Source organism: Oryzobacter terrae (assembly GCF_042756445.1).
Classification (GTDB): Bacteria; Actinomycetota; Actinomycetes; order Actinomycetales; family Dermatophilaceae; genus Oryzobacter; species Oryzobacter terrae.
Genome location: NZ_CP170578.1, coordinates 828,698 through 851,013, shown reverse-complemented (window position 1 = coordinate 851,013; position 22,316 = coordinate 828,698). Strand labels below are relative to the sequence as shown.

Genomic DNA, 22,316 nt, shown 5'->3' with positions numbered 1-22,316 from the left:
GACACCACCGGCCCCGGGAGCCCCACTAGGGTGGCCCGGTCCGGTCGGCGTCAGGGGAGGACGGGGTGGTGTGAGGACGCTCCTGCTGCGTCGCGTGGGAGCGCACCCCGCCGCACTCGTCGCCGTGGCGACGTCCGTCCTCACCTCGATGCTCGTCGTCGCGACCCTCCAGCTGCTCTCGGTGGGGATCGCCGAGGCGGGCGTGCGCGCCGAGCTCGGCGTCCCGGCGGCCGAGCGGGGGGTCGTCGTGACCGCCGGCCTGCGGCCCGGGGAGGTCGGGGCGGCCGACGGATCGGTGCGCGACGCCGTCGCGGCGGGAGGCGCCGCCACGCTGACCCGGACGGCGACCGCCACGACCCGCGGGATCGTCGGCGGGGCCGACACCGACCGGGTCCTCCTCGCCGACGTCGACGACCTGGCCGGCCGCGCCCGCCTCGTCGAGGGCGCGTTCCCCAGGACGCCGCCGGCCGGTGCGCGGCCCGGCCGCGACCCCGTCGAGGTCGCCGTGCCGGAGAACGTGGCTCGCGCTCTGGACCTGTCCGTGGGCGACCGATTCGGCCTCACCGACCTCATCGCCCGGGACAGCCCGCCGCTCGCGGTCGTCGTCAGCGGGGTCTTCGCCCCCACGGGGGTCGACCGGGGGTCGTGGGCCGACGACCCGCTCGGGCTGCGCGGTGTCGTGCGCACGGACTTCACGACGTACGGGCCCGTCGTCCTCGGGACGGGCGCCCTCGACCTCGAGCTCGGCGGGACCTCGACCGTCACCTGGCGCTGGACGCCCGAGGTCGACGGGCTCGGGGGATCGGAGCTGGCCGCGTTCGAGACCCGGCTCGACGGGGTCGTCGAGCGGCTCCAGCGCCTCGCCGGCCTCGGGACGACGGGAGCCCGGGCCGAGGCGGAGCGGGTCCTGCGCGACGGTCGGGTCACGACGAGCCTGCCGGAGGTCGTCGAACGGGCGACGGTGTCCGAGGCCCGGGTCCGCGCCGCCCTCCTCGCCCCGACGGTCCTGCTCGTCGTCCTCGGGACGTCGAGCCTCGTGGTGGCCGCCGCGCTGCTCGCCGCCCTGCGCGACCCCGAGACGCGCCTGCTGCGCACCCGCGGCGCCTCGACGGGCCGGCTCGGCTCCCTCGCCCTCGTCGACGCGCTCGCCGTCGTGCTCGTCGGGTCCATCGGGGCGCTCTTGGTCGCGCCCCTCCTCGCCCGCGCCGTGGCCGGCGGCGCCGGCCTCACCGACCGCGAGCTGTCGACCGGCACCTCGCCCGGTGCGCTGCCCTGGGCGTCCGTGCTCGTCATGGCGGTCCTCGTCACGGTCGTCGTCGTGTCGACGACGTTGCGGGTCGGCCGGGCGCGCGGCGGAGCCCGGGCGGCGGCCGGTGGGGCCGCGGGGCTGCTGCGCGTCCTCGGCTCGTCCGGTCTCGACGTCGTGCTCGTCGGGATGAGCGTGCTCGGGGTCGTCCAGCTGCGGCGGTACGACAGCGCGGGCTCCACGGTGGCCGACCCGCTCACCATCGCCGCGCCCGCCCTCGTCGTCGCCGGGACCGCGGTCCTCTGCCTGCGCCTGCTGCCGCTGCTGTCCGGGCAGGTGGCGCGGCTCACGAGCGAGCGGGCCGGGCTCGACGTCGCCTGGGGTGGGTGGCAACTCTCCCGCCGGCTCGCGAGCCAGTCGGGCACGGTCCTCCTCGTTCTCCTCGCCGTCTCGATGGGCTCGCTGGCCCTCTCGCACTCGGCGACGGCGCAGCAGGCCGTCGAGGACCAGTCGACCTTCGAGACGGGTGGCCCGGTCCGGGTGGTGACGGGCGCGCTCGTCGGCGACCGGCTGCCCACCGTCGGGGCGACCCTCGACGAGGCGGCCGGCGGCGTCGACCGGGTCGTGCCGGTCCTGCGCGACTCGGTGGGCATCGGACCGGTGACCGACATCTCGGTCCTCGGCGTCGACGCCGCCGCCGCGGCCACGGTCGTCACGCCGAGGCCGGACACGCTCGACGGGCAGGAGTGGTCGGCGGTCGTCGGCAGGCTCGCGTCGCGACGGGCGCCGCTCCAGGCACCCACCGTGCCGGCCGACGCGACGTCGTTGACGCTGCGCGTCGCCCTCGAGGCACCCTCCTCCACCAGCCCGCAGTTCCTCGTCCCGGCGTCGGTCATCCTGCGCGACGGGTCCGGCCTGATGACGACGCTGCGCCTCGGTGGCGTCTCCGTCTCCGCCAGGGACCTCACCGTCGAGCTCCCTCGACCTCGTGGCGGCCCGTGGCAGCTGGTGGGGGTCACGGGGACGCCGAGCCGCGGGGTCATCGTCGGCGGAGGCTCCCTCCCGCCCACGCTGCAGCCGACCCCGGGCTCGACGGCACCCTTCGAGCTCGTCGTCGAGTCGGCCCGGGCCGGGTCCACCGAGCTCTCGGAGGTCGACCAGGTCGCCGACCGTCCCTCGCCCGGCGGGCTGTTCAGCGCGGTCCTGGCAGCCCGGGTCGACGGGGTGCCGGCGGTCGTCACGACCGCGGTCGCGTCGGCCGCGAACCTCGAGGTCGGGTCGCGCATCGAGCTCGTCGTCGGCGGTCGCAGGCTGCCCGTCGAGGTCGTGGCCCTCGTCGACTCGGTCCCCACCGCCTCGACCCCGGACCGCGCGGTCCTCCTCGACCTCCCCACCGTCCTGGCGACGCCCGACCCGCCGACCGCGGACCGCCGCCTGTCGACCCGGGTGCTCGAACCGACCGAGTGGTGGCTGGCCCCCACGCGGCCCGTCGACGCCGAGGCGCTGCGCGCACGGCTCCCCGGTGGGTCGACGGTGACCCTGCGCAGCGAGGTCGTCGACGAGCGGCTGGCCAACCCGGTGAACGCCGGGATGCGCGCCTCGATGCTCCTCGTCACGGTGGCGGCCCTCGTCCTCGCGGCCGTGGGCTTCGCGGCGACGACCGCCGCGCTCGGCCGCGAGCGACGGCGCGAGAACGCCGTCCTCCTCGCCCTCGGCATGCCCCCGAGCCGGATCCGGCGGACCCTGGAGGCCGAGCGCGTCGCCGTCGTCGTCCTCACGGTCGTCGTCGGGCTGGTGCTCGGCGTCCTGTCGGCGCTCGCGGTCGTCCCGGTGCTCGTCGGCGGCGACGGCCACCAGCAGGTGCCGGACGTTCGCGTCGCGCTCCCGTGGCCCTCCCTCGGCCTGTTCGCCGCGCTCGTGGCCGCCGTCCTCGCGGTCGTCGGCGTCCTCGTCCTGCGTCGGGTCGGCAGTGACGTCGCCGCCGAGCTGCGCCGGGGGGACTCGTGACGGGGCGGCACGTGGCGTCGCGGTCACGCGCCGGTTTCGGGCCGTGGCAGCACCTGCGGGCCGGGTTCGCCCCGGGGCGAGGCACCTCCCTTCTCCTCGCGGTCCTCGCTCTCGTGACGACGACCTTCCTCGTCGCCCTGCCCCAGCTCGCCGCGGGCGCCCACGACCGAGGGCTCGCCGACGCGGTCACCTCGGCCGAGCCCGCGGAGCGCGACCTCGCGCTGCGCCTGACGCCACGAGCCGTCGAGGGGGTGGCCCTTCCCTCCGCCACCCTCGGGGCCCAGTCGACGCCGCCCTTCGCCGACGTCGACGCCGCCGTCCGCACGGCCATGGACCCCCGCGCGACCGAGCTGTTCGAGGCACCGAGGCACACGGCCCAGAGCGACCCGTTCGTCGTGGCGCGTGCTGACCGTCGCCGGCTCGACGTCTCGGCGGTCGAGGCCGTCATCCGGCTCGACGACGTCCTCGTCCGCGGGGTGCGGTGGACCTCGGGTGGGCTGCCGGGGCCACCCACCCTCGAGCGCACCCTCACGACCCCGACCGGGCAGGAGCACCGGGTCGCGGTGGTGCCCGTCGCGCTCGCCGACCGGACGGCACGGGAGTGGGGGGTGGCCGTGGGCGACGTCCTGGAGCTCGCCCCCTCGACCGACGCCACCCGGCGGGTGACCCCGACCGCCCTCGTCCTCGCCGGGACGTTCCAGGCGCTGGACGCCGCGGACCCGGTGTGGGGCGCGGAACCACGGATGCTCGGGGTCGCCAAGATCCCCACGGCCGACGGCGGGACCAAGGACCAGGGAGCGGTCGTCGCGCCGGTGTCGAGCTACGCCGCCGTCGCCGACGGCATCTGGCGCATCCCGCGGGGCGCGGGCGACGCGTCGTCGCCGGCGCTGGACCACGAGTGGCGCTTCGTGGTGGTCCCCGAGCGCCTCGTGCGCACGGACGCTGGACCCCTGAGGTCCCTCCTCGTCACCCTGGACACCGACCAGGACGTCTGGCTCGCGGTCCCGGAGCGGCCCAGGGTCATCTCCGGGCTCGACACGCTCCTCGACCGGTACGACCGCGACGTCGCCGTCACCGACGTCCTCACGTCCTTCGTCACGGGTGGGGTCACCGCCCTGGCCGTGCTCGTCCTCGGGCTGACCGCGCTCGTCGGTGCCGACCGCCGTGCCGCCGAGGTCCGGCTCCTGCGCAGCCGCGGCGCGTCGACGGGGCTGGTCCTCGCGCTCGTCGCGGCGTGGACGGCCGCCCTCGGCATCCCGGCGGCGCTGCTCGCCGCGGTCGTCACCTCAGTCACCCTCCCGGGGTCCGTGCCGCGCGGCACCCTCGTGGAGGTGGCGCTCGTCGTCCTCCTCCCGTTGCTCGCCGCCGTCACCGTCACGTGGCGCCGGCTCGCCGCGATCGACGAGGTCCCGGACGAGACCCGGGACCTGGGGCGGGCGGCCCGCCGCGTCGTCCTCGAGCTGGTCGTCATCGCCCTGGCCGTCAGCGCCGTGACGACCGTCCGCAGCCGCGGCGACGTCATCGCCGCGGGGCGCACCGACTGGTTCGCCACGGTGACCCCGGTGCTCGTCGCGCTCGCCGCCTCGGTTGTCGCGATCCGGGTCCTGCCGTGGCCCGTCGGCCTGATGTCGCGGCTCGCCGCACGCGGGAGGGGTCTCGTCGCGTACCTCGGCCTGACGCGGGCCGCGCGGACGGGGTCGTCGGCCGCCGTCCCGATCACCGCCCTCGTCGTCGGCACCACCCTCGTGGCGCTCACCGCGGCGCTGTCCGCGACGGTGACCGCGCAGCGCGAGCTCGCGGCGTACCGGGCGGTGGGCGCCGACGCGCGGGTCGACGCGGACCGCATCGACGCCGCCGACGTCGAGCGGCTCGCTGCGCGTCCGGGGGTGACGGCGGCCCTGCCCGCCCTCGTCGAGCGCGGCTCCGGGGTCGTCGTCGACGGGAAGGAGTCGCTCGTCACTCTTGTCGCCGTCGACCCCGTCGCCTACGAGAGGTCGCTGCGCGGTACCCCGCTCGCGGTCGACCTCCCGTCGATGCCGGTGTCCGCCGGCACGCTGCCGGTCGTCCTCAGCGGCGGGCCGCAGGCTGCCACCTTCGACCTCGTCGTGCGGGGGACGTCGATCCCCGCCCGGCGCGCGGGCACGGTGCCCGGGCTGGTCCGGGCGCTGGGCGGCCGTGAGGGCGTCGTCGCCCTCGTCCCGCTGGAGGCGCTGCGGGTGACCCAGGCGACGACACAGCCGAACACCGTTCTCCTGCAGGCCTCCTCCGAGGCGCAGGCGGCCCTGGCGAAGACGGCGCGGTCGGACCGGTTCGAGATCGGCGGTCTCGTCACCGGTGTCGTGACCGTCGACGGACTCCGCGGCGCGGTCGCCGACCGGGCCCTCGCCGGGTTCGTCGCGGCCGCCTTCGTCGCCGGCACCGTCCTCGGCGCGGTGCTCACCCTCCTCGCGCTCCTGCTCCTGCTCGCCACGACCCGGCCGGCCCGGACCCAGCTCGTCATCCGGCTGCGCACCCTGGGGCTGCCGCACGGTGGCGAACGGCGGCTGGCCTGGGCCGAGGTCATGCCCCTCCTCGCCGTCGGCGTCATCGCGGGGGTGGTCGTCGGGGTCTACGCGCCGGTGGCGGTCTCGACCGCCCTCGACCTCGCGCCGTTCACCGGTGCCGCCGCCCGCCTGCCCGTCGAGCCGCGGCCGCTGGCCGGCGCCCTCGCCGGGCTCGGCGTCCTCGTCCTCGGAGCGCTCGCGCTCCTCACCGATGCCACGTCGGCCCGACGCGGCGACCTCGCCCAGCACCTGCGCAGAGGAGACTCCGCATGAGCACCACGACGACCCGACGCCGTCGCCCCTCCGACGCCGACGAGGGGACCGGACCGCACATCCTGTGCGACAACCTCGTGCGGATCTTCACGTCCGAGGGGGTCGAGGTCGTGGCCCTCCAGGGCCTCGACCTCACGATCGGGCGCGGCGAGCTCGTCGCGCTCGTCGGGGCGTCGGGGTCGGGCAAGTCGACGCTCCTGTCGATCCTCTCCGGGCTCGACACCCCGAGCGCCGGTCTCGTGCGGGTGGCCGGACGCGACCTGCTCGCGATGTCGACCAAGGACCGCCTGGGCTACCGCCGCCACACCGTCGGCTTCCTCTACCAGCAGGCCGGAGCCAACCTCTTCCCCTACCTCACGGCGCTCGAGAACGTCGAGCTGCCGATGGCCCTCGCCTCGCTGGCCCGTGGCGAGCGCGAGGCCCGGGCCCGGGAGACCCTCGAGCTCCTCGGTGTCGCGGACTGCGCCGACCGGCGGCCGCACGAGATGTCGGGTGGCCAGCAGCAGCGGGTGGCGCTCGGGGTCGCCCTCGCGAACCGACCCCGGGTGCTGCTCGCCGACGAGCCGACCGGTGAGCTCGACAGCCGCAGCGGCGACGACGTCTTCGCCGCGATCCGCCAGGCCAACACGGTCCTCGGGACCACGGTGCTCGTCGTGACCCACGACCCCAAGGTCAGCGAGCACGTCGCGCGCACCGTCGGCATCCGCGACGGTCGCACGTCCTCGGAGGTCCGGCGCCGCACCGCCGTCGACGAGCACGGCAACGAGGGGGTCGTCGCCGAGGAGTTCGCGGTGCTCGACCGGGCCGGGCGGCTCCAGCTGCCGAAGTCCTTCACGACGGCGCTGGAGATGAAGGACCGGGTGCGACTCGACCTCGAGACCGACCACATCGGGGTGTGGCCCTCGCGCGGCGAGGAGGGCCAGGCATGAGCACCCACCTCGAGGTCCACGACGTGCACCGCACCTTCCGCTCCGGTGCCGGTGAGGTGCACGCGCTGCGGGGGATCTCGCTCTCGGCGACCCGGGGCGAGCTCCTCGCCGTGCGGGGCCGGTCCGGCTCGGGCAAGACGACGCTGCTCAACGTCATCGGCGGCCTCGACCGCCCCGACACCGGTCGCGTCGTCATCGACGGCGACGACGTCACCGCGATGGACGACGCCGGCCTCCTCGCCCTGCGCCGCGGGCACGTCTCGTACGTGTTCCAGTCCTTCGGCCTCGTGCCGATCCTCACGGCGCGCGAGAACGTCGGGGTGCCGTTGCGGCTCGTCTCGCTCGACCCGCAGGAGCGCGAGGCCCGCGTCGCGCAGGCCCTCGAGCACGTCGGGCTCTCGGGCCACGTCAACCAGAGACCGGGGGAGCTGTCGGGTGGCCAGCAGCAGCGGGTGGCCCTCGCGCGGGCGCTGGCCTCGCGGCCGACCCTGCTGCTGGCCGACGAGCCCACCGGTCAGCTCGACTCCGAGACGGCGCGCGACATCATGACGCTCATCGCGCGGCTCGCGAAGGAGGAGTCGATGACGACCGTCGTGTCCACGCACGACCCGGCCCTGCTCTCCATCGCCGACCGCGTCCTCGAGATCGCCGACGGCCGGCTCGTCACCCCGCCCCCGGCCTGACCCCTCCCGACCGCGACTTCTTGCCCGGAGCCCACGCCCGGTCGGTCCTGCCGCGTGGGTGGTGGGCAATCAGTCGGGGACGCGGACCATGCCCTCCTGGGCGACGGTGGCGACGAGGGTCCCGTCGGCGGTGAACATCCGGCCGATCCCGAGGCCCCGCCCGCCCTGCGCCGAGGGCGAGTGCTGGGCGTAGAGCAGCCACTGGTCGGCACGGGCCGGGCGGTGGAACCACATCGCGTGGTCGAGGCTGGCGGCCCGCAGGCCCCGCGTCGACCACGGGCGGCCGTGCCGGCGCAGGATCGACTCGAGGAGCGAGTAGTCGGAGGCGTACGCGAGGACCGCCTCGTGGACCAGCGGGTCGTCGGGGAGCTCGCCGATCGCGCGCATCCACACGTTCTGGTCGGCCACGCGTTCGCCGGCCGGCTCGACGAAGAGGTGCCCCTCGACGTGCCGCTGCTCGATGGCGCGCCCCTCGACGATGTGCCGGGCCGTCGGGTGGTCGACCCCGGCGAAGACGTCGGCGAGGGAGGGCAGGGTCGACGGGTCCGCGACGACGGGTGCGGTGTCCTGGTGGTCGAGCCCCGTGTCCGGCACCTGGAACGAGCAGCTCATCGACAGGATCGGCTTGCCGTGCTGGATGGCGTGGACCCGGCGGGTCGAGAACGACCGGCCGTCGCGCATCCGCTCGACGCTGAAGGTGATCGGCTGGGTGTCGTCGCCGGGTCGCATGAAGTACGCGTGGAGGGAGTGCAGGCGGCGGTCGGCGCCGCCCTCGACGGCGCGCACCGTGCGCCCGCTCGCCACGACGCCCTGGGCGAGCACCTGGCCGCCGAACACCCGTCCGTGGGGCTGCTTCTGGCTCTGCCCGCGGAAGAGGGTGATGTCCTCGGCGAAGGTCTCGGGCAGCGGGACGGCGTCGGCCCGGGCGAGCCCTCCGGCCGTCGACAGCGGCTGCACGCTGACCTGGGCCGAGCCGAGCTCCTCGAGGTCGAGCGTCGCCAGGAGGTCGAGGAGGGGCGCGGGCTGCTCGGTCGTCACCGGGCCCACCCTAGTCAGGCCACGAGCGGGCGCGAGGGGCGGTGGCGGGCGGTGCGGGCGGCCGCGGCACCACCGCCGTGCCCGCCGGCGACGGTCGCGACGGCGCGGGCGAGGCGTTCGGTGGCGGTCGTCATCGTCGGGGGGTCCAGGACGTAGGGAAGCCGCACCCAGCGGTCGAGCCCGCCCGCCACGGAGAACCGCGGGCCCGACGCCACGAGGAGTCCTTCGTCCTCGGCGACGATCGCGACGGCGGTGGCGTCGACGCCCTCGGGCAGCTCGCACCACAGCGACAACCCGCCCGCGGGGACGGTGAAGGCCAGGTCGGGGAGGTGGGCGCGCAGGCCGGTGACGAGGGCGTCGCGCGAGGCGCGCAGGTCGGTGCGCCGCTCGTCGGTGAGCCCGGGGCTCGCCCGCATCAGCTCGAGGAGGACGAGCTGCTCGAGGACGGGAGCCCCGAGGTCGGTGGTGACCCGCGACTCGACGAGCCCGGGCAGGACCGCGTGCGGCGCCCGGATCCACCCGGTGCGCAGGCCGCCCCAGTGCGACTTCGACGAGCTGCCGACGCTGACGGTGTGCGCGTCGTGGGCGGCGAAGGGGCGGGGGAGGGCGGCGTCATCGTCGAGGCAGACCTCGGCGATCGTCTCGTCGACGACGGGCACGGTCCCGGCCGCGCGCAGGGCGCGGGCGATCCGCCCGCGGCCGTCGTCGCCGAGCAGGGCCCCGGTGGGGTTGTGGAAGTCGGGGATGAGGAAGGCCGCCCGGGCGCCGGCGGCCGCGACGGTGCGCACGACCTCGGGGACGTCCCAGCCGTCCGGGTCCATCGCGAGGGGGACGAGCCGGGCGGCGCCGCGGCGGAGGGCGTCGACGGTGTTGGGGTAGGTCGGGTTCTCGACGACGACGCGGTCGCCGCGCCCGAGGAGCGCCCGCATGACGACACCGAGCCCCGCGACGGCGCCGGAGGTCACGAGGATCTCGTCGGGGGAGGTGGGGGCGCCGCGCCGGGTGTACCGCTCGGCGATGACCTCCCGCAGCTCGGGCACGCCGAGGGTGAGGTAGCCGGCTCCGCAGAGGTACTCCGGGAGGCGGGCGACCGCGCGCTCGTAGGCCTCGATGACGCCACCCGGCGCGCGGGTCGCGGCGCAGGTGAGGTCGATGACGCCCTCGGCGGGGTCGGCCGGGAAGAGCGAGCCCGTCCCGCGGCGCCGGCTCGCGGCGGGGAGGGTGGCGACCGAGCCGGAGCCACGGCGCGAGGCGAGGTAGCCGCTCTCGCGCAGCACCGCGTAGGCCCGGGTCACCGTCGTGCGGCTGACGTCGAGGGCCCCGGTGAGCTCGCGCTCGCTGGGGAGCCGGGTCCCGACGGCGATCCGGCCGTCGGCGACGGCGTGACGCAGCGCGTCGGCCAGGGCCTGGTAGGCCGGGCGGCCGGGGACGAGGGCCCCGACGAGGCGGGCGGTGCGGGTCGCGGAGACGGTGGGAGTCGCCATGGTGGCCACTGTCGCAGGATTGGCCATGGAAGTGAAGGCCACTTTCACGGCACGATGGACCCATGACCCCGATCCAGGTGCTCCGCCGCGGTGTCTCGCGGCGGGTCGAGCTCGTCGCGATGAACCCCGTCGAGCAGCTGCGTGCCGGTCGGCTCGTCCGCCGCCTCACCCAGCTGTTCGTGGGGCTGGGGCTGTTCGGCGTGACGATGGCGCTCATGCTGCGGGCCGGCCTCGGGCTCGAGCCGTGGGGGGTCTTCACCTACGGGCTGATCCAGCACGTCCCGATGTCGTACGGGCAGATGGTCGTGGCGTCGTCGTTCGTCATCCTCCTGTTGTGGATCCCGCTGCGGCAGTGGCCCGGGCTCGGGACCGTCGCCAACGCGCTCGTCATCGGGGTCGCGACTGACCTCACGCTCGGGGTGGTCCCGGAGGTCGAGGGGCTGGGCTGGCGGGTGCTCGTCATGCTCGTCGCGGTCGTCGGCAACGGGATCGCCGGGGCGATGTACATCGGCAGCCAGCTCGGGCCCGGTCCCCGCGACGGCCTCATGACCGGACTGACGCGGCGGACCGGGCGCTCGGTGCGGCTCGTGCGGACCTCGATCGAGGTGACCGTCGTCGTCGTGGGCTGGCTGCTCGGCGGGGTGCTCGGGGTGGGCACGCTCGTCTACGCGCTGCTCATCGGCCCCGTCGTCCAGCTCTTCCTCCCGATGCTCACCGTGCGCGTCGAGCGACCGGCTCGCCACGACGAGGAGGCCGAGCCGAGCGTGGCCGCGGCCTCGGACGGCGAGCCGGTCCACGGCGGCTGAGCCGCGCGGCTCGGCCGCTCGCCTCAGCCGTCGACGGCGAGGGCGAAGGGGAGGACCCCGGGCGCGCCGGCCGTCCGCAGGGCACGTCCGGCGACGGTGAGGGTCCATCGCGACGACACGAGGTCGTCGACGAGGAGGACCGGTCCCGCCAGCCCGGCGACGGCCGAGGCCAGGTCGGGACCGACGACGACGCGCTCCCAGACCCCCGCGAGCCGGAAGGCGCTGTTGCCCCCGGCCGCACCCGTGGGGCCGCCGTGCTCGAGGTCGAGCGAGCCGAGGAGCGGCAGCCGGCCGATCTCGGCGAGCCCGGCGGCCAGGGAGGCGACGAGCTGCGGATGGCTGCGCGACGGCATCGCGACGACCCCGGCCGGTCGCTGCGCCCAGCCCCACTCGGCGAGGACGGGCACGCAGGCGCGCAGGAGGTCGGCGGAGACGGGCGCGTCCTCACGGAGCAGCTCGCGCAGCCGCTGGCCCCACCCGAGGTCGGACAGCCGGGAGAGCGCCCGGCCGGGGAGCAGCGCCTCGTCGGGCGGGATCCTGCCCTTGACCGGGACCCCGAGCCGGTCCATCCCCGTGGGCCACTGGACCCGCGGTTCGAGGTCGACCCCGGCGCGGGCCAGCCGTTGACGGGCCGCGCCGACCACGGTGTCGGGGACCTCCGTGGGGTACCAGGGACCGGCGCACCCGTCGCACCGGCCGCACGGGACGGCGGAGGGGTCGTCGAGGGTCTCCTGGAGGAAGGCCATCCGGCACGCGTCGGTGCGCTCGTAGTCGACCATCAGCTGCTGCTCGACCTGCCGCGCCTGCGCGACCCGCTCGTAGCGCTCGGCGTCGTAGGTCCACGGGACGCCGGTCGAGGCCCACCCGCCGGAGACCCGCCGGACGGCACCGTCGACGTCGAGGACCTTGAGGAGCAGCTCGAGCCGGGTGCGCCGGACGTCGACCGCGGTCTCGAGCGCGGCCGTCGACAGCGGCCGCCCCGCCTCGGCCAGGGCACGCAGGACGGCGTCGGCCTGCTCCTCGCGCGGCATCGAGACCGACGCGAAGTACTGCCAGATGTCGCGGTCCTCGGGGCCGGGCAGCAGGAGCACGTCGGCGCGCTCGGTGGCGCGGCCCGCTCGGCCGACCTGCTGGTAGTAGGCGACGGGGGAGCTGGGTGCGCCGAGGTGCACGACGAACCCGAGGTCGGGCTTGTCGAAGCCCATCCCGAGCGCCGAGGTCGCGACGAGGGCCTTGACCTCGTTGCCCCGCAGCCTGGCCTCGAGGCGCTCGCGGTCGGCGGCGTCGGTGCGCCCGGTGTAGGCGACGACCTCGTGCCCGGCCTCAGAGAGCGCGGCCGCGACGTCCTCGGCCCCGGCGACGGTGAGCGTGTAGACGATGCCGCTGCCCGGGAGGTCGGCGAGGTGCGCCACGAGCCAGCCGAGCCGCTGCTCGGGCGACATCGAGCGCAGCACCCCCAGCCGGAGCGAGTCGCGAGCGAGCCCGCCGCGCACGGTGAGGACGCGACGCCCTCCGACCTCGAGCTGCTCGACGACGTCGGTGACGACGCGGGCGTTGGCCGTCGCCGTCGTTGCGAGGACCGGTGTGTCGGAGGGGAGCCCGGCAAGCAGGTCGCGGATGCGGCGGTAGTCGGGGCGGAAGTCGTGGCCCCAGTCGCTGACGCAGTGCGCCTCGTCGACGACGAGCAGGCCGCACCGCCGGGCGAGGTCGGGCAGCTGCTCGTCGCGGAAGCGCGGGTTGTTCAGCCGCTCGGGCGAGACGAGGAGGACGTCGACGGCGTCGTCGGCGAGCGCCGCGCGGACCTCGTCCCAGTCCTGGGCGTTGGCCGAGTTCATCGTCACGGCTCGGATGCCCGCACGGGCGGCGGCCGCCACCTGGTCGCGCATGAGGGCGAGGAGCGGGCTGATGATGACGGTCGGCCCGGCGCCCTCGGCCCGCCGCAGGGCCGTGGCGACGAAGTAGACGGCCGACTTGCCCCAGCCGGTGCGCTGGACGACGAGGACGCGGCTGCGGTCGGCGACGAGGGCGTTGACCGCCTCGAGCTGCCCGTCGCGGAACTGCGCCTCGTCGCTGCCGACGAGCCGCCGCAGCGTCGTCGTGGCGCGCTCGGCCAGCCCGGGGTCGACGGGCGAGGTCTCGGGCGCGGGGGTCTGCGTCGGGTTCGTCATGGTCCGACCAACCTATGCGCCCGGCCCGACACGGCCCGCCCCGCCGTCCACAGCCCGCCGGCCCACGCCGGGCTCAGGCGCGCACGTGGCTCTCGATGACGACGCCGCCCTCGAGGACGCGGGTGTCCACCCGGCGGAAGGCCCGCATCGCGTAGGGCGCGTCGAAGAGGGGCACGCCGGCGCCGAGGAGCACCGGGTTGCGCTTGACGACGAGCTCGTCGACGTGGTCGGCCAGGGCTCCGGCGAGGCGCCCGCCGCCCGCGAGCCAGATCCCGAGGCCCTCGCGCTCCCTGAGGGCGGCGACGGTGGCCACGGGGTCGTCGGTCACCGTCACGGCGGGGTCCTCGACGACGAGGGTCCTCGACACGACGACCTGCTCGAGGTGGGGGTAGGGGCTCGCGATGCCGGCGTCGATGGCGGGCTGGTAGGTGCCTCTGCCCATGACGACCGTGTCGAACCGCCGGTTGGGGGCGTCGCCGATGCCGAGGGCGGCGCGGGCGTGCACGGGCAGTGTCTCGGGCAGCTCGGAGGTGATGACGTCGCGCAGCTCGCCCTCGAAGGAGAAGGCGTCGACCTCGCCCGCGGGCCCTGCGATGAACCCGTCGAGGCTGGCGGCGACGTAGTAGGTGAGGGTGCGCAACGGGGTCTCCGTCCGGTCGGGTCGCAGGGGCGACGGCGGGTGCGCCACGCCACGGTACGCGACGCCCTGTCGGTGTCGCGAACGGATTCCCCTGCGGCAGAGGGCTGGTGCCGCGGTCCGGCGCTACGCCCAGCCGGCCTCGTCGACGCCACCGGGGACGTCGGCGTCGGGGTCGTAGGGCGTGCGCGTCAACCGGAACGTCGCGAGGTCGAGGTGCGAGACGGTGCCGTCGGGCCGGCGCAGCACGCGCAGCGGCTCACCGGTGTGGTACCCGTCGAGGCCTTCCCAGAGGTCGTCGCCGACCCGGCGGAACCGTGAGCCGCGCCCGGTCCCGGGCTCGCCGAGGACGAGGTGCTCGCCGACGACCCGGGCCGTCTCGACCATCGGTCCCCAGTGCCACGGACCGACGAGCTCGAGCAGCCCGGGGTGCCCGGAGGCCGACCAGGGCGCGGGCGTCACCGGCTCGCGCTCGGCGAGCCCGGCCAGGAGGTCGGTGGTCACGCCGCGCAGCACCGACGAGGCGGTGGTGTTGGTGAGGACGACGACGCCGTCGCCCCCGCCCGCCGCCTCGTCGCCGAGGGCGACCCGCAGCGAGGCGAGGAAGCCCGGCATCGACCCGCCGTGCCCGGCCGAGCGCCGGCCGTCGACGTTCCACACCTGGAAGCCCAGCCCGTGGGCGCCCGTCCAGGCCTTCCCGGGCTCGTCGACGACGTGGTGCGGCTCGACCATCTCGGCCAGCGTGTCGGCCGACAGCAGTCCGGCCGTGTCGCCGCCGAGGAAGGTGGCCCAGCGCGCGAGGTCGGTGACCGTCGTCCACAGCTGGCCCGCGGGCGCCATCGCCCCGGCGTCGTGCTCGGGCTCGGGGAGGAGCACGTCGGCGAAGGGGTGCACCGCCAGCCCCTGCGCCGCGGACCCCGTGGGGCGGGTCGTCGTGCGCGACATCCCGAGCGGCTCGAGGAGCTCGTCGTGGACCACGTCGAACCAGCCGCGGCCGTGGTGCTCCTCGAGCAGCCGCCCGAGCGCGCCGTACCCGACGTTGGTGTAGTGGAACCGGCGACCAGCGCGGAACCGCTGTCCCACACCGGATCCCGTGAGGTCCTCCCACCCGCCTCCGGGGGTGCGCTCCCACCACGGCCCCTCGGTCTCGGCCTGGAGCCCGGCGGAGTGGGTGAGCAGCTGCTCGACGGTCACGTCGGCCAGGGCCGTCCCGGGAACGTGCGCACCGAACCGGTCGGTGAGGTCGAGCCGACCCGCGTCGCGCAGCCGCAGCACGGCGACGGCGACGAAGGTCTTGGTGATCGAGCCCATCCGGTACTGGGTGTCGTCGTCGGCGGGACGTCCGTCGGCCCGCCCGTCGACCGTGCCGACGGCCCCGGTCCAGACGAGCGACCCGCCCCGGACGAGGCCGGCGACGACGGAGGGCAGCCGACCCTCGCGCTGGGCCGTCGCGAGGACGTGGTCGAGGTGGCGGGTCGTGATGGAGGTCAGCGTCACGCCGCCACGATAGGCGCGGCGGCGGCTGCCCGCCGGTCCGGCGGCGCGCGGACGGACCGTGGGCTGGGAGGATGGGGCTCATGTCCGAGCCAGCCCAGCCCTACCGCGTCGAGGTCCCCCTCCGGTGGTCCGACATGGACGCCTACGGGCACGTCAACAACGTGCAGTTCCTCCGCCTCCTCGAGGACGCGCGCGTCGTCGGCATCCGCGAGTGGTTCGTCGGCCGGCCCTCGATGCTCGACGAGGGGATCGTCGTCTCGCGCCATGCCATCGAGTACCGCGCCCCGCTCACCTACCGCCCGGCTCCGGTGGAGGTCGACATGTGGGTCACGAAGGTCCACGGTGCCGGCTTCGACCTCGGCTACGTCGTCCGCGACCCCGCGTCGGTGGGGGAGGCGGTGTACGCGGTCGCCGAGACCGGGCTGGCCTACTACGACTTCGCCGCGGCGACCCCCCGTCGCCTCACCGCCGACGACCGGGCCGCCCTGCGCTCCCACCTCGGGGAGCCCGTCTCGTTCCGATGGTCCGGCCGGTGACCGAGACCCTGCGCCTCGTCGACTCCTCGGCCCTGGCCGACCTCGGCCGGTTCGCCACCCGGGCCCGCGCCCTCGATGCCGACGGCGCCATGCGCCTCCAGGCGAGCGGGTTCGTCCTCGCCGCGTGGGTGGGGGTCCTGCCCGGCTCGGGGATCCTCGCCGAGGGCACGGTCCTCGGGCTGCGCACCTTCGCCCTCGAGGAGCCGGCCGAGCTCGATGCCGTCGTCCCCCTGTCCGCCGTCACCGACCGCACCGCGCGGGCGTCGGCGAGCTCGACCGAGATCGGTGTCCCGCCGATGCGGGCCCTGGCGGCGTGGGCGGCGGTGACGCCCCCGAAGGGGCCCTGGGAGCCCGTGGGTGACCTCCCCGGCGACCTCCTCGCCGAGGTCGCCCGCGTCGGCCTCCAGGAGGTCGGCGACGCGGTCCGCGAGCGGGGTGCCGCCGCGGGGTTCGTCCGCGACCGCGTGTGGGCCCGTGACGTCCGGGAGGCGGCCGGCCCGCACCCCGACCTCCTCGACGGCGACGCCGTCCCGGCGGACGTCACCGTGCGCGCCGGCGGGGCCTTCGCGGCCTACGCCCTGGGGTTCCTCGCGCCCGGCGAGGTCGTGACGGTGCTGCGCTCGAATCGGTGGACCCGGCTGACCGCGCCCGGAGGCCACGTCATCATGCGCTGAGGGTCGACCCGGCTACTGGCTGAGGTGCAGGTCGGTGCGGGTGACCGTCGTCTCCTTGGCGTTGTCGATCTCGATGCAGGCCTTGTTGCCGTTGGCCTTGACGACGCCGTTGACGACGATCGGCCCCTGGGAGAAGCCGAAGCAGGAGTTGCCGTTGAAGTCGAGCGCGGACGACGGGGCGTAGACCGTCCCCGTGATGCCGGTGGCGCCGTTGCCCTGGATCGAGATCGGGTTCGTGTTGTCGCGGGCGTAGACGATGGCCAGGTCCTTGAACGTCCCGAGCGTCGGTGCCTTGACGCTGATGTAGCCGTTCTTGAAGTTCAGGTAGCCGGGGGAGGGGACGAACATCGTCACCCCGGCGCCGGCCACGCAGAGGGGGCAGTCGATGACGGTGTTGTTGCCGATGAGCCAGGTGTTCCTGATGACGTACAGGCCGGGCAGGAGGTGGCAGTCGACGTTGTTGCCCAGCGTGATCGGGTTGCTGTAGATCCCGGGACCTCCGACGCAGGGCGTCCCGGTCTTCGCGACGTGGAGCGGGTCGCTCAGCGGCAGTGCGAGCCCGGCCATGGGGTCGGCGAACGGGCTGATGGGGGTCGGTGCGGGGCTGAAGACGCCCCCGTTGACGGTCCCGACGACGCCGTTCGAGGTCGCCGTCCAGATGCTGTTCGGTCCGGCGTCGACGTTGCCGTTGACGGCGATCGCGCCCCCGGTGACCGAGAAGTCGGCGTTGCCGGCGTCGACGGGGCCGAGGAAGCACAGGCTGCACTTGACCTCGGTGCCGAGCTCCGCCTCGGCCTGGCTGCTCACCGGCACCTGCGACTTGCCGATGATGCCGGCGAAGGCCGTCTGGACGTTGCGCGTGGGCATCTTCACCCACACCTTCGTCGGGCTCGTCGCGTTGTTGAAGGCGATGCACGACGTGCCTCCGACGGCGACGTACCCGCTCGGCACGGTCGCCGAGCAGGAGGTCCACTGCGCGGGAGCGACGCCGAAGTTCACCTGGGCGTAGCTCTTGACCGCGGCGACGGCGTCGGCGGTGCAGGGCTTGGTGCCCCCCGTCGGGCACGCGCTCGCCGGGTAGAGGGTGTTGGCGGCGGCCAGCGCCGAGGCGTCGGCGGCGTTCTGCGACACGCGGCGGGTGTCGCGGGCCAGCCCGAGGTCGACGACGAGGGCGAGCAGGACGACGAACACGGTGAACGAGATGGCGACGAGGACGGCGACCGCCCCGCGCTCCTCCCGACCGGGTCGGCCACGACGGCGACGGCGGTGCGAGACGGGTGTGAACGGTCGTGCCACGGGGGCCCCCTACAGGCTCAGGGCCCCATGTCAATGGCCCGCTGTGACCATCCTGTCCAATCCTGAGAGAACTCTCATCATCCGAACGGTCAGTTCGGGGGGGAACGGTCGGTCAGGTCCGGATGCGCTGGCCGGCGGGGACCGCGACGGCCGCGAGGAGGGCCAGCCCGAGGAAGATCGACCCGAAGAGCGCGTCGTCCTGGCCCGGGACGTGCCGGGCGGCGAAGACCGCCGTCGCCGCGGCGATGCCGAGGACGCTGCCGAGGACGTCGGCGAGCTGGAGCGACGACGACGCGGCCCCGTGGTCCTCGAGGCTGCTCAGCTCGAGCGCGAGGACGGTCGTCGTCGTGACGCCGAGACCCATGGCCAGCCCCATGAGGACGAGCCCGAGCGGCGCGAGCACCCACGGCAGGTGCAGCAGGGCGACCGCGCCGATGACGCCCAGCCCGGCCGCGAGGAGGACGGCGCCGAGCTCGACGAGGCGGTACCGCGGCAGGTGCAGGGCGTCGTGGCCCTGGTACCAGGCGCCGGCGGCCCAGCCGATGGCTCCGGAGGCGAGGGCCAGCCCGGCGGTCTGCAGGCTCGTGCCGCGCTGGCCGACGAGGAAGAGCGGGACGTAGGTGATGCCGGCGTAGAACGCCGCCGTGAACAGCGCCCGCGCGAGCATGACGCTCGGGACGCCGCGGCGCATCAGCCAGGTGCCGGCCGGGACGAGGAGCGGGGCGACGGCGACGACGCCGACGAGGCCGACCGCGGCGAGGACGGTCTTCATCGACCACGCGAGCTCGAGCTCGTGGGTGCCGTACTGGAGCAGCCCCGCGGCGAACGCGATGCCGAGGCCCGCCCACGCGGCGCGCACGTGGGCGGGGTGGTCGCGTCCCGACACGACGGCCGTGAGGTCGGCCGTGTTGACCCGGCGCCGGGCGTGCGCGATCGCGAGCATCGTGAGGACGACCGGTGGGACGACGCACCAGAAGACCCACCGCCACGACAGGTGGGTCGTCAGCCATGCCGAGATCGGGGCGCCGAGGAGCGAGGGCAGGACCCAGGCGGCCGAGACGAGGGTGAACAGGCGCGGGCGCACGTCCTCCGGGTAGACCCGCCCGGCGATGATGTAGAGCATCACGACGAGCAGGCCGCCGCCGAGCCCGGTGAGGGCGCGGCCGGCGAGGAAGGTGGGGAAGTTCGTCGCGGAGCCGCACAGCGCGGAGCCCCCACCGAGCAGGGCCTGGCCGACGACCGTCCCGGCGAGCGGCCCGGAGCGGTCGGACCACACACCCGCGAGGACGATGCCGAGCAGCTGGGCGGTCAGCATCACCGAGAAGGCGAACCCGTAGGAGCGCACGGCGTCGAGCTCGCGGGCGACGTCGGGCATCGCGGTCGACACGGCCATCGACTCGAACGCGACGATGGTGACGAGGGCCAGGACCGCCAGGGTGACCTCGAGGTAGGTCCGGCTGAGCGGCCCGGCTCCTCGGGAGTCGGTCGCGGCACGCATCTCCACCACAGTAGACGGGCCCCGTGCACCGGTGGGGCCGGGGCCGCGCAGGACCGTCCGTTCGGACGACGGGGCGCCCGGACGGGGTCGAGCGGCGTCAGCGGGACGTCGTGGCGTCGGCGCGGCGTCGGCGCCGCGTCAGCGTGGCGTCAGCGGGTGGCCGCGCTCGGCGAGGACGTCGCGCAGCACGTCGATGTGGTCGGTGACGATGCCGTCGACACCGAGGTCGAGGAGCCGGTGCATCTCGGTGGCGTCCTCGCGCGACCAGTCGTGGAACCACACGTGGACGTGCTTGCCGAGGGCGTGGGCCCGGCGCACCAGGCCGGGGGTGACGAGGGTGACGGTGCGGCCGCCCACCCGGTGCAGCGCGGGGACCTGGAGCACCGGCGCGGGCGTGTGCAGCAGCCGGCTGACGATCCCGGGGGTGAAGCGGAGGAGGGCCGTCCCGACCTGCCCGGCGGCGGTGGCGACCGTGGGCCCGAGCGCCGCCCTCGCCGCCCGCAGCCGCCGCTCCGAGAACGAGCCGATGCAGACCCGCTCGGTCGCGCCGTGGCGCAGGATCTCGCGGACCGTCGGGCGAAGGGCTCCGTCGGCCTTGACGTCGATGTTGATGCAGGTGTCCGGGAACTCCTCGAAGAGCTCGGCGAGGAGGGGGACACCCTCCCTCCCCCCGATCCGGGCGCCGCGCACGGCGTCGAGCGTCAGGTCGGCGACGGCGCCCGTCACGTCGGAGACCCGGTCGAGGACCGTGTCGTGGAAGGCGACGACGTGGCCGTCACCCGTGGCGTGGACGTCGGTCTCGAGGTAGCGGTAGCCCATCTCGACGGCCCGCCGGAAGGCGCTGAGGGTGTTCTCGAACCCGACGTTCGGTCCGTAGCCGGCCCCACCCCGGTGCGCCAGGGCGAGGGGGGTGGGGGAGGCGAGGTAGGGGAACTCCGCGGCGCGCACGTCGGGCGGTCCTCAGGCCCTGACCCAGGCGGTCGTGTCGGTGGGCAGCGACCCGTCGGCCGTGAGAGGACCCGACGCCACGAGGACCTCGCCGGCCGGGAGCGCCACGGGGTCGGCGCCGAGGTTGGTCACGACGACGACCGCGACGCCCTCCGCCGGGGTGTTCCGGAAGGCGAGCGCCGTCGTCGACGAGCGGGCGTCCCACGCGAGGCCTCCTCCGCCGAGCCCGAGGGAGCGGCGCGTCGCGAGGAGGCGGCGGTAGAGCTCGAGGGTCGAGCCCTCGACGCCCTCCTGCTGGTCGACGGCGAGGCCGGCGTAGGCGTCGGGCTGGGGGAGCCACGGGCGGTCGCCGGGCCCGAAGCCCAGGCTCGGCTCGTCCCTGGCCCATGGCATCGGGACGCGGCAGCCGTCGCGGCCGGTGACGGTGCCCTTCGTGTGGTGGAACGTGGGGTCCTGGCGGAACTCGTCGGGCATCGTCGTGTGCTCCGGCAGGCCGAGCTCCTCGCCCTGGTAGAGGTACGCGCCACCGGGCAGCGCGAGCATGAGCGCGGTGGCCGCGCGGGCCCGGCGCAGGCCGAGCGCGGCGTCGGGCTGGGGGTCGTCCTCACGGATGCCGTTCGGCCGCGGGAGGCTCTGGTCGAGGCCGAGCCGGGAGGCGTGGCGGACGACGTCGTGGTTGGAGAGCACCCAGGTCGTCGGGGCGCCGACGGCGTCGTTGCTGCGCAGCGACGACTCGACGACGGCGCGCAGGGCGACGGCGTCCCACGGCGTCTCGAGGAAGTCGAAGTTGAACGCCTGGTGCATCTCGTCGGGGCGGACGTAGCGGGCGAGGCGCTCCTCGGGCTTCACCCACGCCTCGGCGCACAGGATGCGGTCGGGGGAGCCGTACGAGTCGAGCACCGCCCGCCAGTCGCGGTAGATCTCGTGGACGCCGTCCTGGTCCCACATCGGCGCCGTGCCCGTGCCGTTGTGGTCGAGGACGGTGGTGTCGTCCTCGCCCGCGGGCTCGGGGTCGGCGAGGCCCGGGTTCTCGACGGCGACGGACTCGAGGGCGTCGTCCTCGTCGAGGCCCTCGGCTCCGGCGACCTCGTCGTACAGGCCGACGGGACCGTGCCAGTCGGGGAGCCCGGCCTCCTTGACGAGGCCGTGGGCGACGTCGACCCGGAAGCCGTCGACCCCGCGGTCGCACCAGAACCGGAGGATGGCGAGGAACTCCTCGCGGACCTCGGGCAGCTCCCAGTTCAGGTCCGGCTGGGTGGTGTCGAAGATGTGGAGGTACCACTGGCCGGGGGAGCCGTCGGCCTCGGTGACCCGGGTCCAGCCGCGGCCGCCGAAGACCGAGGGCCAGTTGTTCGGGGGCTGCTCGCCGTTGCTGCCGCGCCCGTCGCGGAAGACGTAGCGCTCGCGCTCGGGGCTGCCGGGGCCCGCGGCGAGGGCGGCCCGGAACCACGCGTGCTCGCTGCTCGTGTGGTTGGGGACGAGGTCGAGGACGACCTTGATGCCGAGGTCGTGGGCCGCGGCGACGAGGGCGTCGGCGTCCTCGAGCGAGCCGAACCGCGGGTCGATGTCGCGGTAGTCGGCCACGTCGTAGCCGGCGTCGTTCATCGGGGAGACGTAGAACGGGCTGATCCACAGGGCGTCGACCCCGAGGTCGCGCAGGTAGGGCAGGCGGCTCGTGATGCCCAGGAGGTCGCCGATCCCGTCACCGTCGGCGTCGGCCCACGAGCGCGGGTACACCTGGTAGATGACGGCGTCGCGCCACCAGGGCGCGTCGGGGGCGTCGGCCGCGTGGACCGTCTCGTCGGGGGCGGTCACGGTCGCGGAGGCGGGCGCGGTGGTCGTCTGGGTCACCCGCCCCATGCTTCCAAACCGCGGCCCGCGCGCGAAATGCCGGCCCACCCGCGGACCGTCGGCCCGGCCCGGTGCCCGTCGCACAAGTTCGGGGTCACCCCGAACTTGTGCGCTCTACCCCGGTTCAGGACCGGGGTGGAGAGCACAGAACCGGGGTGAGGCACCGCTGAGCACCGCTCCGCCGACCGGTGCCGCGCCACCA

The 22,316-nt window shown here is 75.3% G+C and carries 16 protein-coding genes; 7 read left to right on the top strand and 9 right to left on the bottom strand.

Translation table 11 applies throughout. From position 1 onward, the window contains the following. The first annotated feature begins 70 nt into the window (after positions 1 to 70). Genes ACFWN3_RS04020 through ACFWN3_RS04005 form a run of 4 tightly spaced genes read left to right on the top strand, consistent with a single transcriptional unit; the run spans position 71 to position 7,681 of the window. Complete coding sequence (locus ACFWN3_RS04020) at positions 71 to 3,253, top strand: FtsX-like permease family protein (RefSeq protein ID WP_377643670.1); 3,183 nt, start codon at positions 71 to 73, stop codon at positions 3,251 to 3,253. A gap of 11 nt (positions 3,254 to 3,264) precedes the next feature. Beyond that, complete coding sequence (locus ACFWN3_RS04015) at positions 3,265 to 6,069, top strand: hypothetical protein (RefSeq protein WP_377643668.1); 2,805 nt, start codon at positions 3,265 to 3,267, stop codon at positions 6,067 to 6,069. Next, positions 6,066 to 6,998: an ABC transporter ATP-binding protein gene (locus tag ACFWN3_RS04010; protein WP_377643666.1), complete on the top strand. Its 933-nt coding sequence runs from the start codon at positions 6,066 to 6,068 to the stop codon at positions 6,996 to 6,998. The genes ACFWN3_RS04015 and ACFWN3_RS04010 overlap by 4 nt, the downstream gene beginning before the upstream one ends. Further along, positions 6,995 to 7,681 (top strand): ABC transporter ATP-binding protein, encoded by a 687-nt coding sequence (locus ACFWN3_RS04005; protein WP_377643664.1) that lies wholly within the window; start codon positions 6,995 to 6,997, stop codon positions 7,679 to 7,681. The genes ACFWN3_RS04010 and ACFWN3_RS04005 overlap by 4 nt, the downstream gene beginning before the upstream one ends. A 69-nt stretch (positions 7,682 to 7,750) precedes the next feature. Here ACFWN3_RS04005 and ACFWN3_RS04000 read toward each other — a convergent pair whose 3' ends face one another. Next, entirely contained in the window at positions 7,751 to 8,719 is a 969-nt protein-coding gene (locus tag ACFWN3_RS04000) for an acyl-CoA thioesterase (protein WP_377643662.1), read from the bottom strand. A gap of 14 nt (positions 8,720 to 8,733) precedes the next feature. Then, positions 8,734 to 10,203, bottom strand: a complete 1,470-nt coding sequence (locus tag ACFWN3_RS03995; protein WP_377643660.1) for a PLP-dependent aminotransferase family protein — start codon at positions 10,201 to 10,203, stop codon at positions 8,734 to 8,736. Between the two features lie 62 nt (positions 10,204 to 10,265). Between ACFWN3_RS03995 and ACFWN3_RS03990 the strand changes: the two genes are divergently transcribed. Further along, complete coding sequence (locus ACFWN3_RS03990) at positions 10,266 to 11,009, top strand: YitT family protein (protein WP_377643658.1); 744 nt, start codon at positions 10,266 to 10,268, stop codon at positions 11,007 to 11,009. Positions 11,010 to 11,032: 23 nt separating this feature from the next. Here ACFWN3_RS03990 and ACFWN3_RS03985 read toward each other — a convergent pair whose 3' ends face one another. From ACFWN3_RS03985 to ACFWN3_RS03975, 3 genes are all read right to left on the bottom strand, one after another. Next, positions 11,033 to 13,177 (bottom strand): RecQ family ATP-dependent DNA helicase, encoded by a 2,145-nt coding sequence (locus ACFWN3_RS03985; RefSeq protein ID WP_377643656.1) that lies wholly within the window; start codon positions 13,175 to 13,177, stop codon positions 11,033 to 11,035. 73 nt (positions 13,178 to 13,250) lie between these two features. Beyond that, positions 13,251 to 13,817 (bottom strand): dihydrofolate reductase family protein, encoded by a 567-nt coding sequence (locus tag ACFWN3_RS03980; protein ID WP_377643654.1) that lies wholly within the window; start codon positions 13,815 to 13,817, stop codon positions 13,251 to 13,253. A 123-nt stretch (positions 13,818 to 13,940) separates the two neighbouring features. Next, the gene (locus tag ACFWN3_RS03975; protein ID WP_377643652.1) at positions 13,941 to 15,311 is read right to left on the bottom strand and encodes a serine hydrolase domain-containing protein; all 1,371 of its coding nucleotides are present in this window, start codon (positions 15,309 to 15,311) and stop codon (positions 13,941 to 13,943) included. Between the two features lie 80 nt (positions 15,312 to 15,391). Here ACFWN3_RS03975 and ACFWN3_RS03970 point away from each other — a divergent pair, with 80 nt between their 5' ends. Next, positions 15,392 to 15,847: an acyl-CoA thioesterase gene (locus ACFWN3_RS03970; RefSeq protein WP_377643650.1), complete on the top strand. Its 456-nt coding sequence runs from the start codon at positions 15,392 to 15,394 to the stop codon at positions 15,845 to 15,847. After that, the gene (locus ACFWN3_RS03965) at positions 15,844 to 16,521 is read left to right on the top strand and encodes a hypothetical protein (protein WP_377643648.1); all 678 of its coding nucleotides are present in this window, start codon (positions 15,844 to 15,846) and stop codon (positions 16,519 to 16,521) included. Before ACFWN3_RS03970 ends, ACFWN3_RS03965 begins: the two co-directional genes overlap by 4 nt. 12 nt (positions 16,522 to 16,533) lie before the next feature. On the opposite strand, the gene ACFWN3_RS03960 is transcribed toward ACFWN3_RS03965, so the two are convergent. From ACFWN3_RS03960 to ACFWN3_RS03945, 4 genes are all read right to left on the bottom strand, one after another. Continuing rightward, the gene (locus ACFWN3_RS03960) at positions 16,534 to 17,817 is read right to left on the bottom strand and encodes a pilus assembly protein TadG-related protein (protein WP_377643646.1); all 1,284 of its coding nucleotides are present in this window, start codon (positions 17,815 to 17,817) and stop codon (positions 16,534 to 16,536) included. Between the two features lie 112 nt (positions 17,818 to 17,929). Continuing rightward, positions 17,930 to 19,315, bottom strand: coding sequence for an MFS transporter (locus ACFWN3_RS03955; RefSeq protein WP_377643644.1), 1,386 nt, complete (start codon positions 19,313 to 19,315; stop codon positions 17,930 to 17,932). A 138-nt stretch (positions 19,316 to 19,453) separates the two neighbouring features. Next, the gene (locus ACFWN3_RS03950) at positions 19,454 to 20,263 is read right to left on the bottom strand and encodes a glycerophosphodiester phosphodiesterase family protein (RefSeq protein ID WP_377643642.1); all 810 of its coding nucleotides are present in this window, start codon (positions 20,261 to 20,263) and stop codon (positions 19,454 to 19,456) included. Between the two features lie 12 nt (positions 20,264 to 20,275). Further along, positions 20,276 to 22,123, bottom strand: coding sequence for an alpha-amylase family glycosyl hydrolase (locus tag ACFWN3_RS03945; RefSeq protein WP_377643640.1), 1,848 nt, complete (start codon positions 22,121 to 22,123; stop codon positions 20,276 to 20,278). Positions 22,124 to 22,316: the final 193 nt, after the last annotated feature.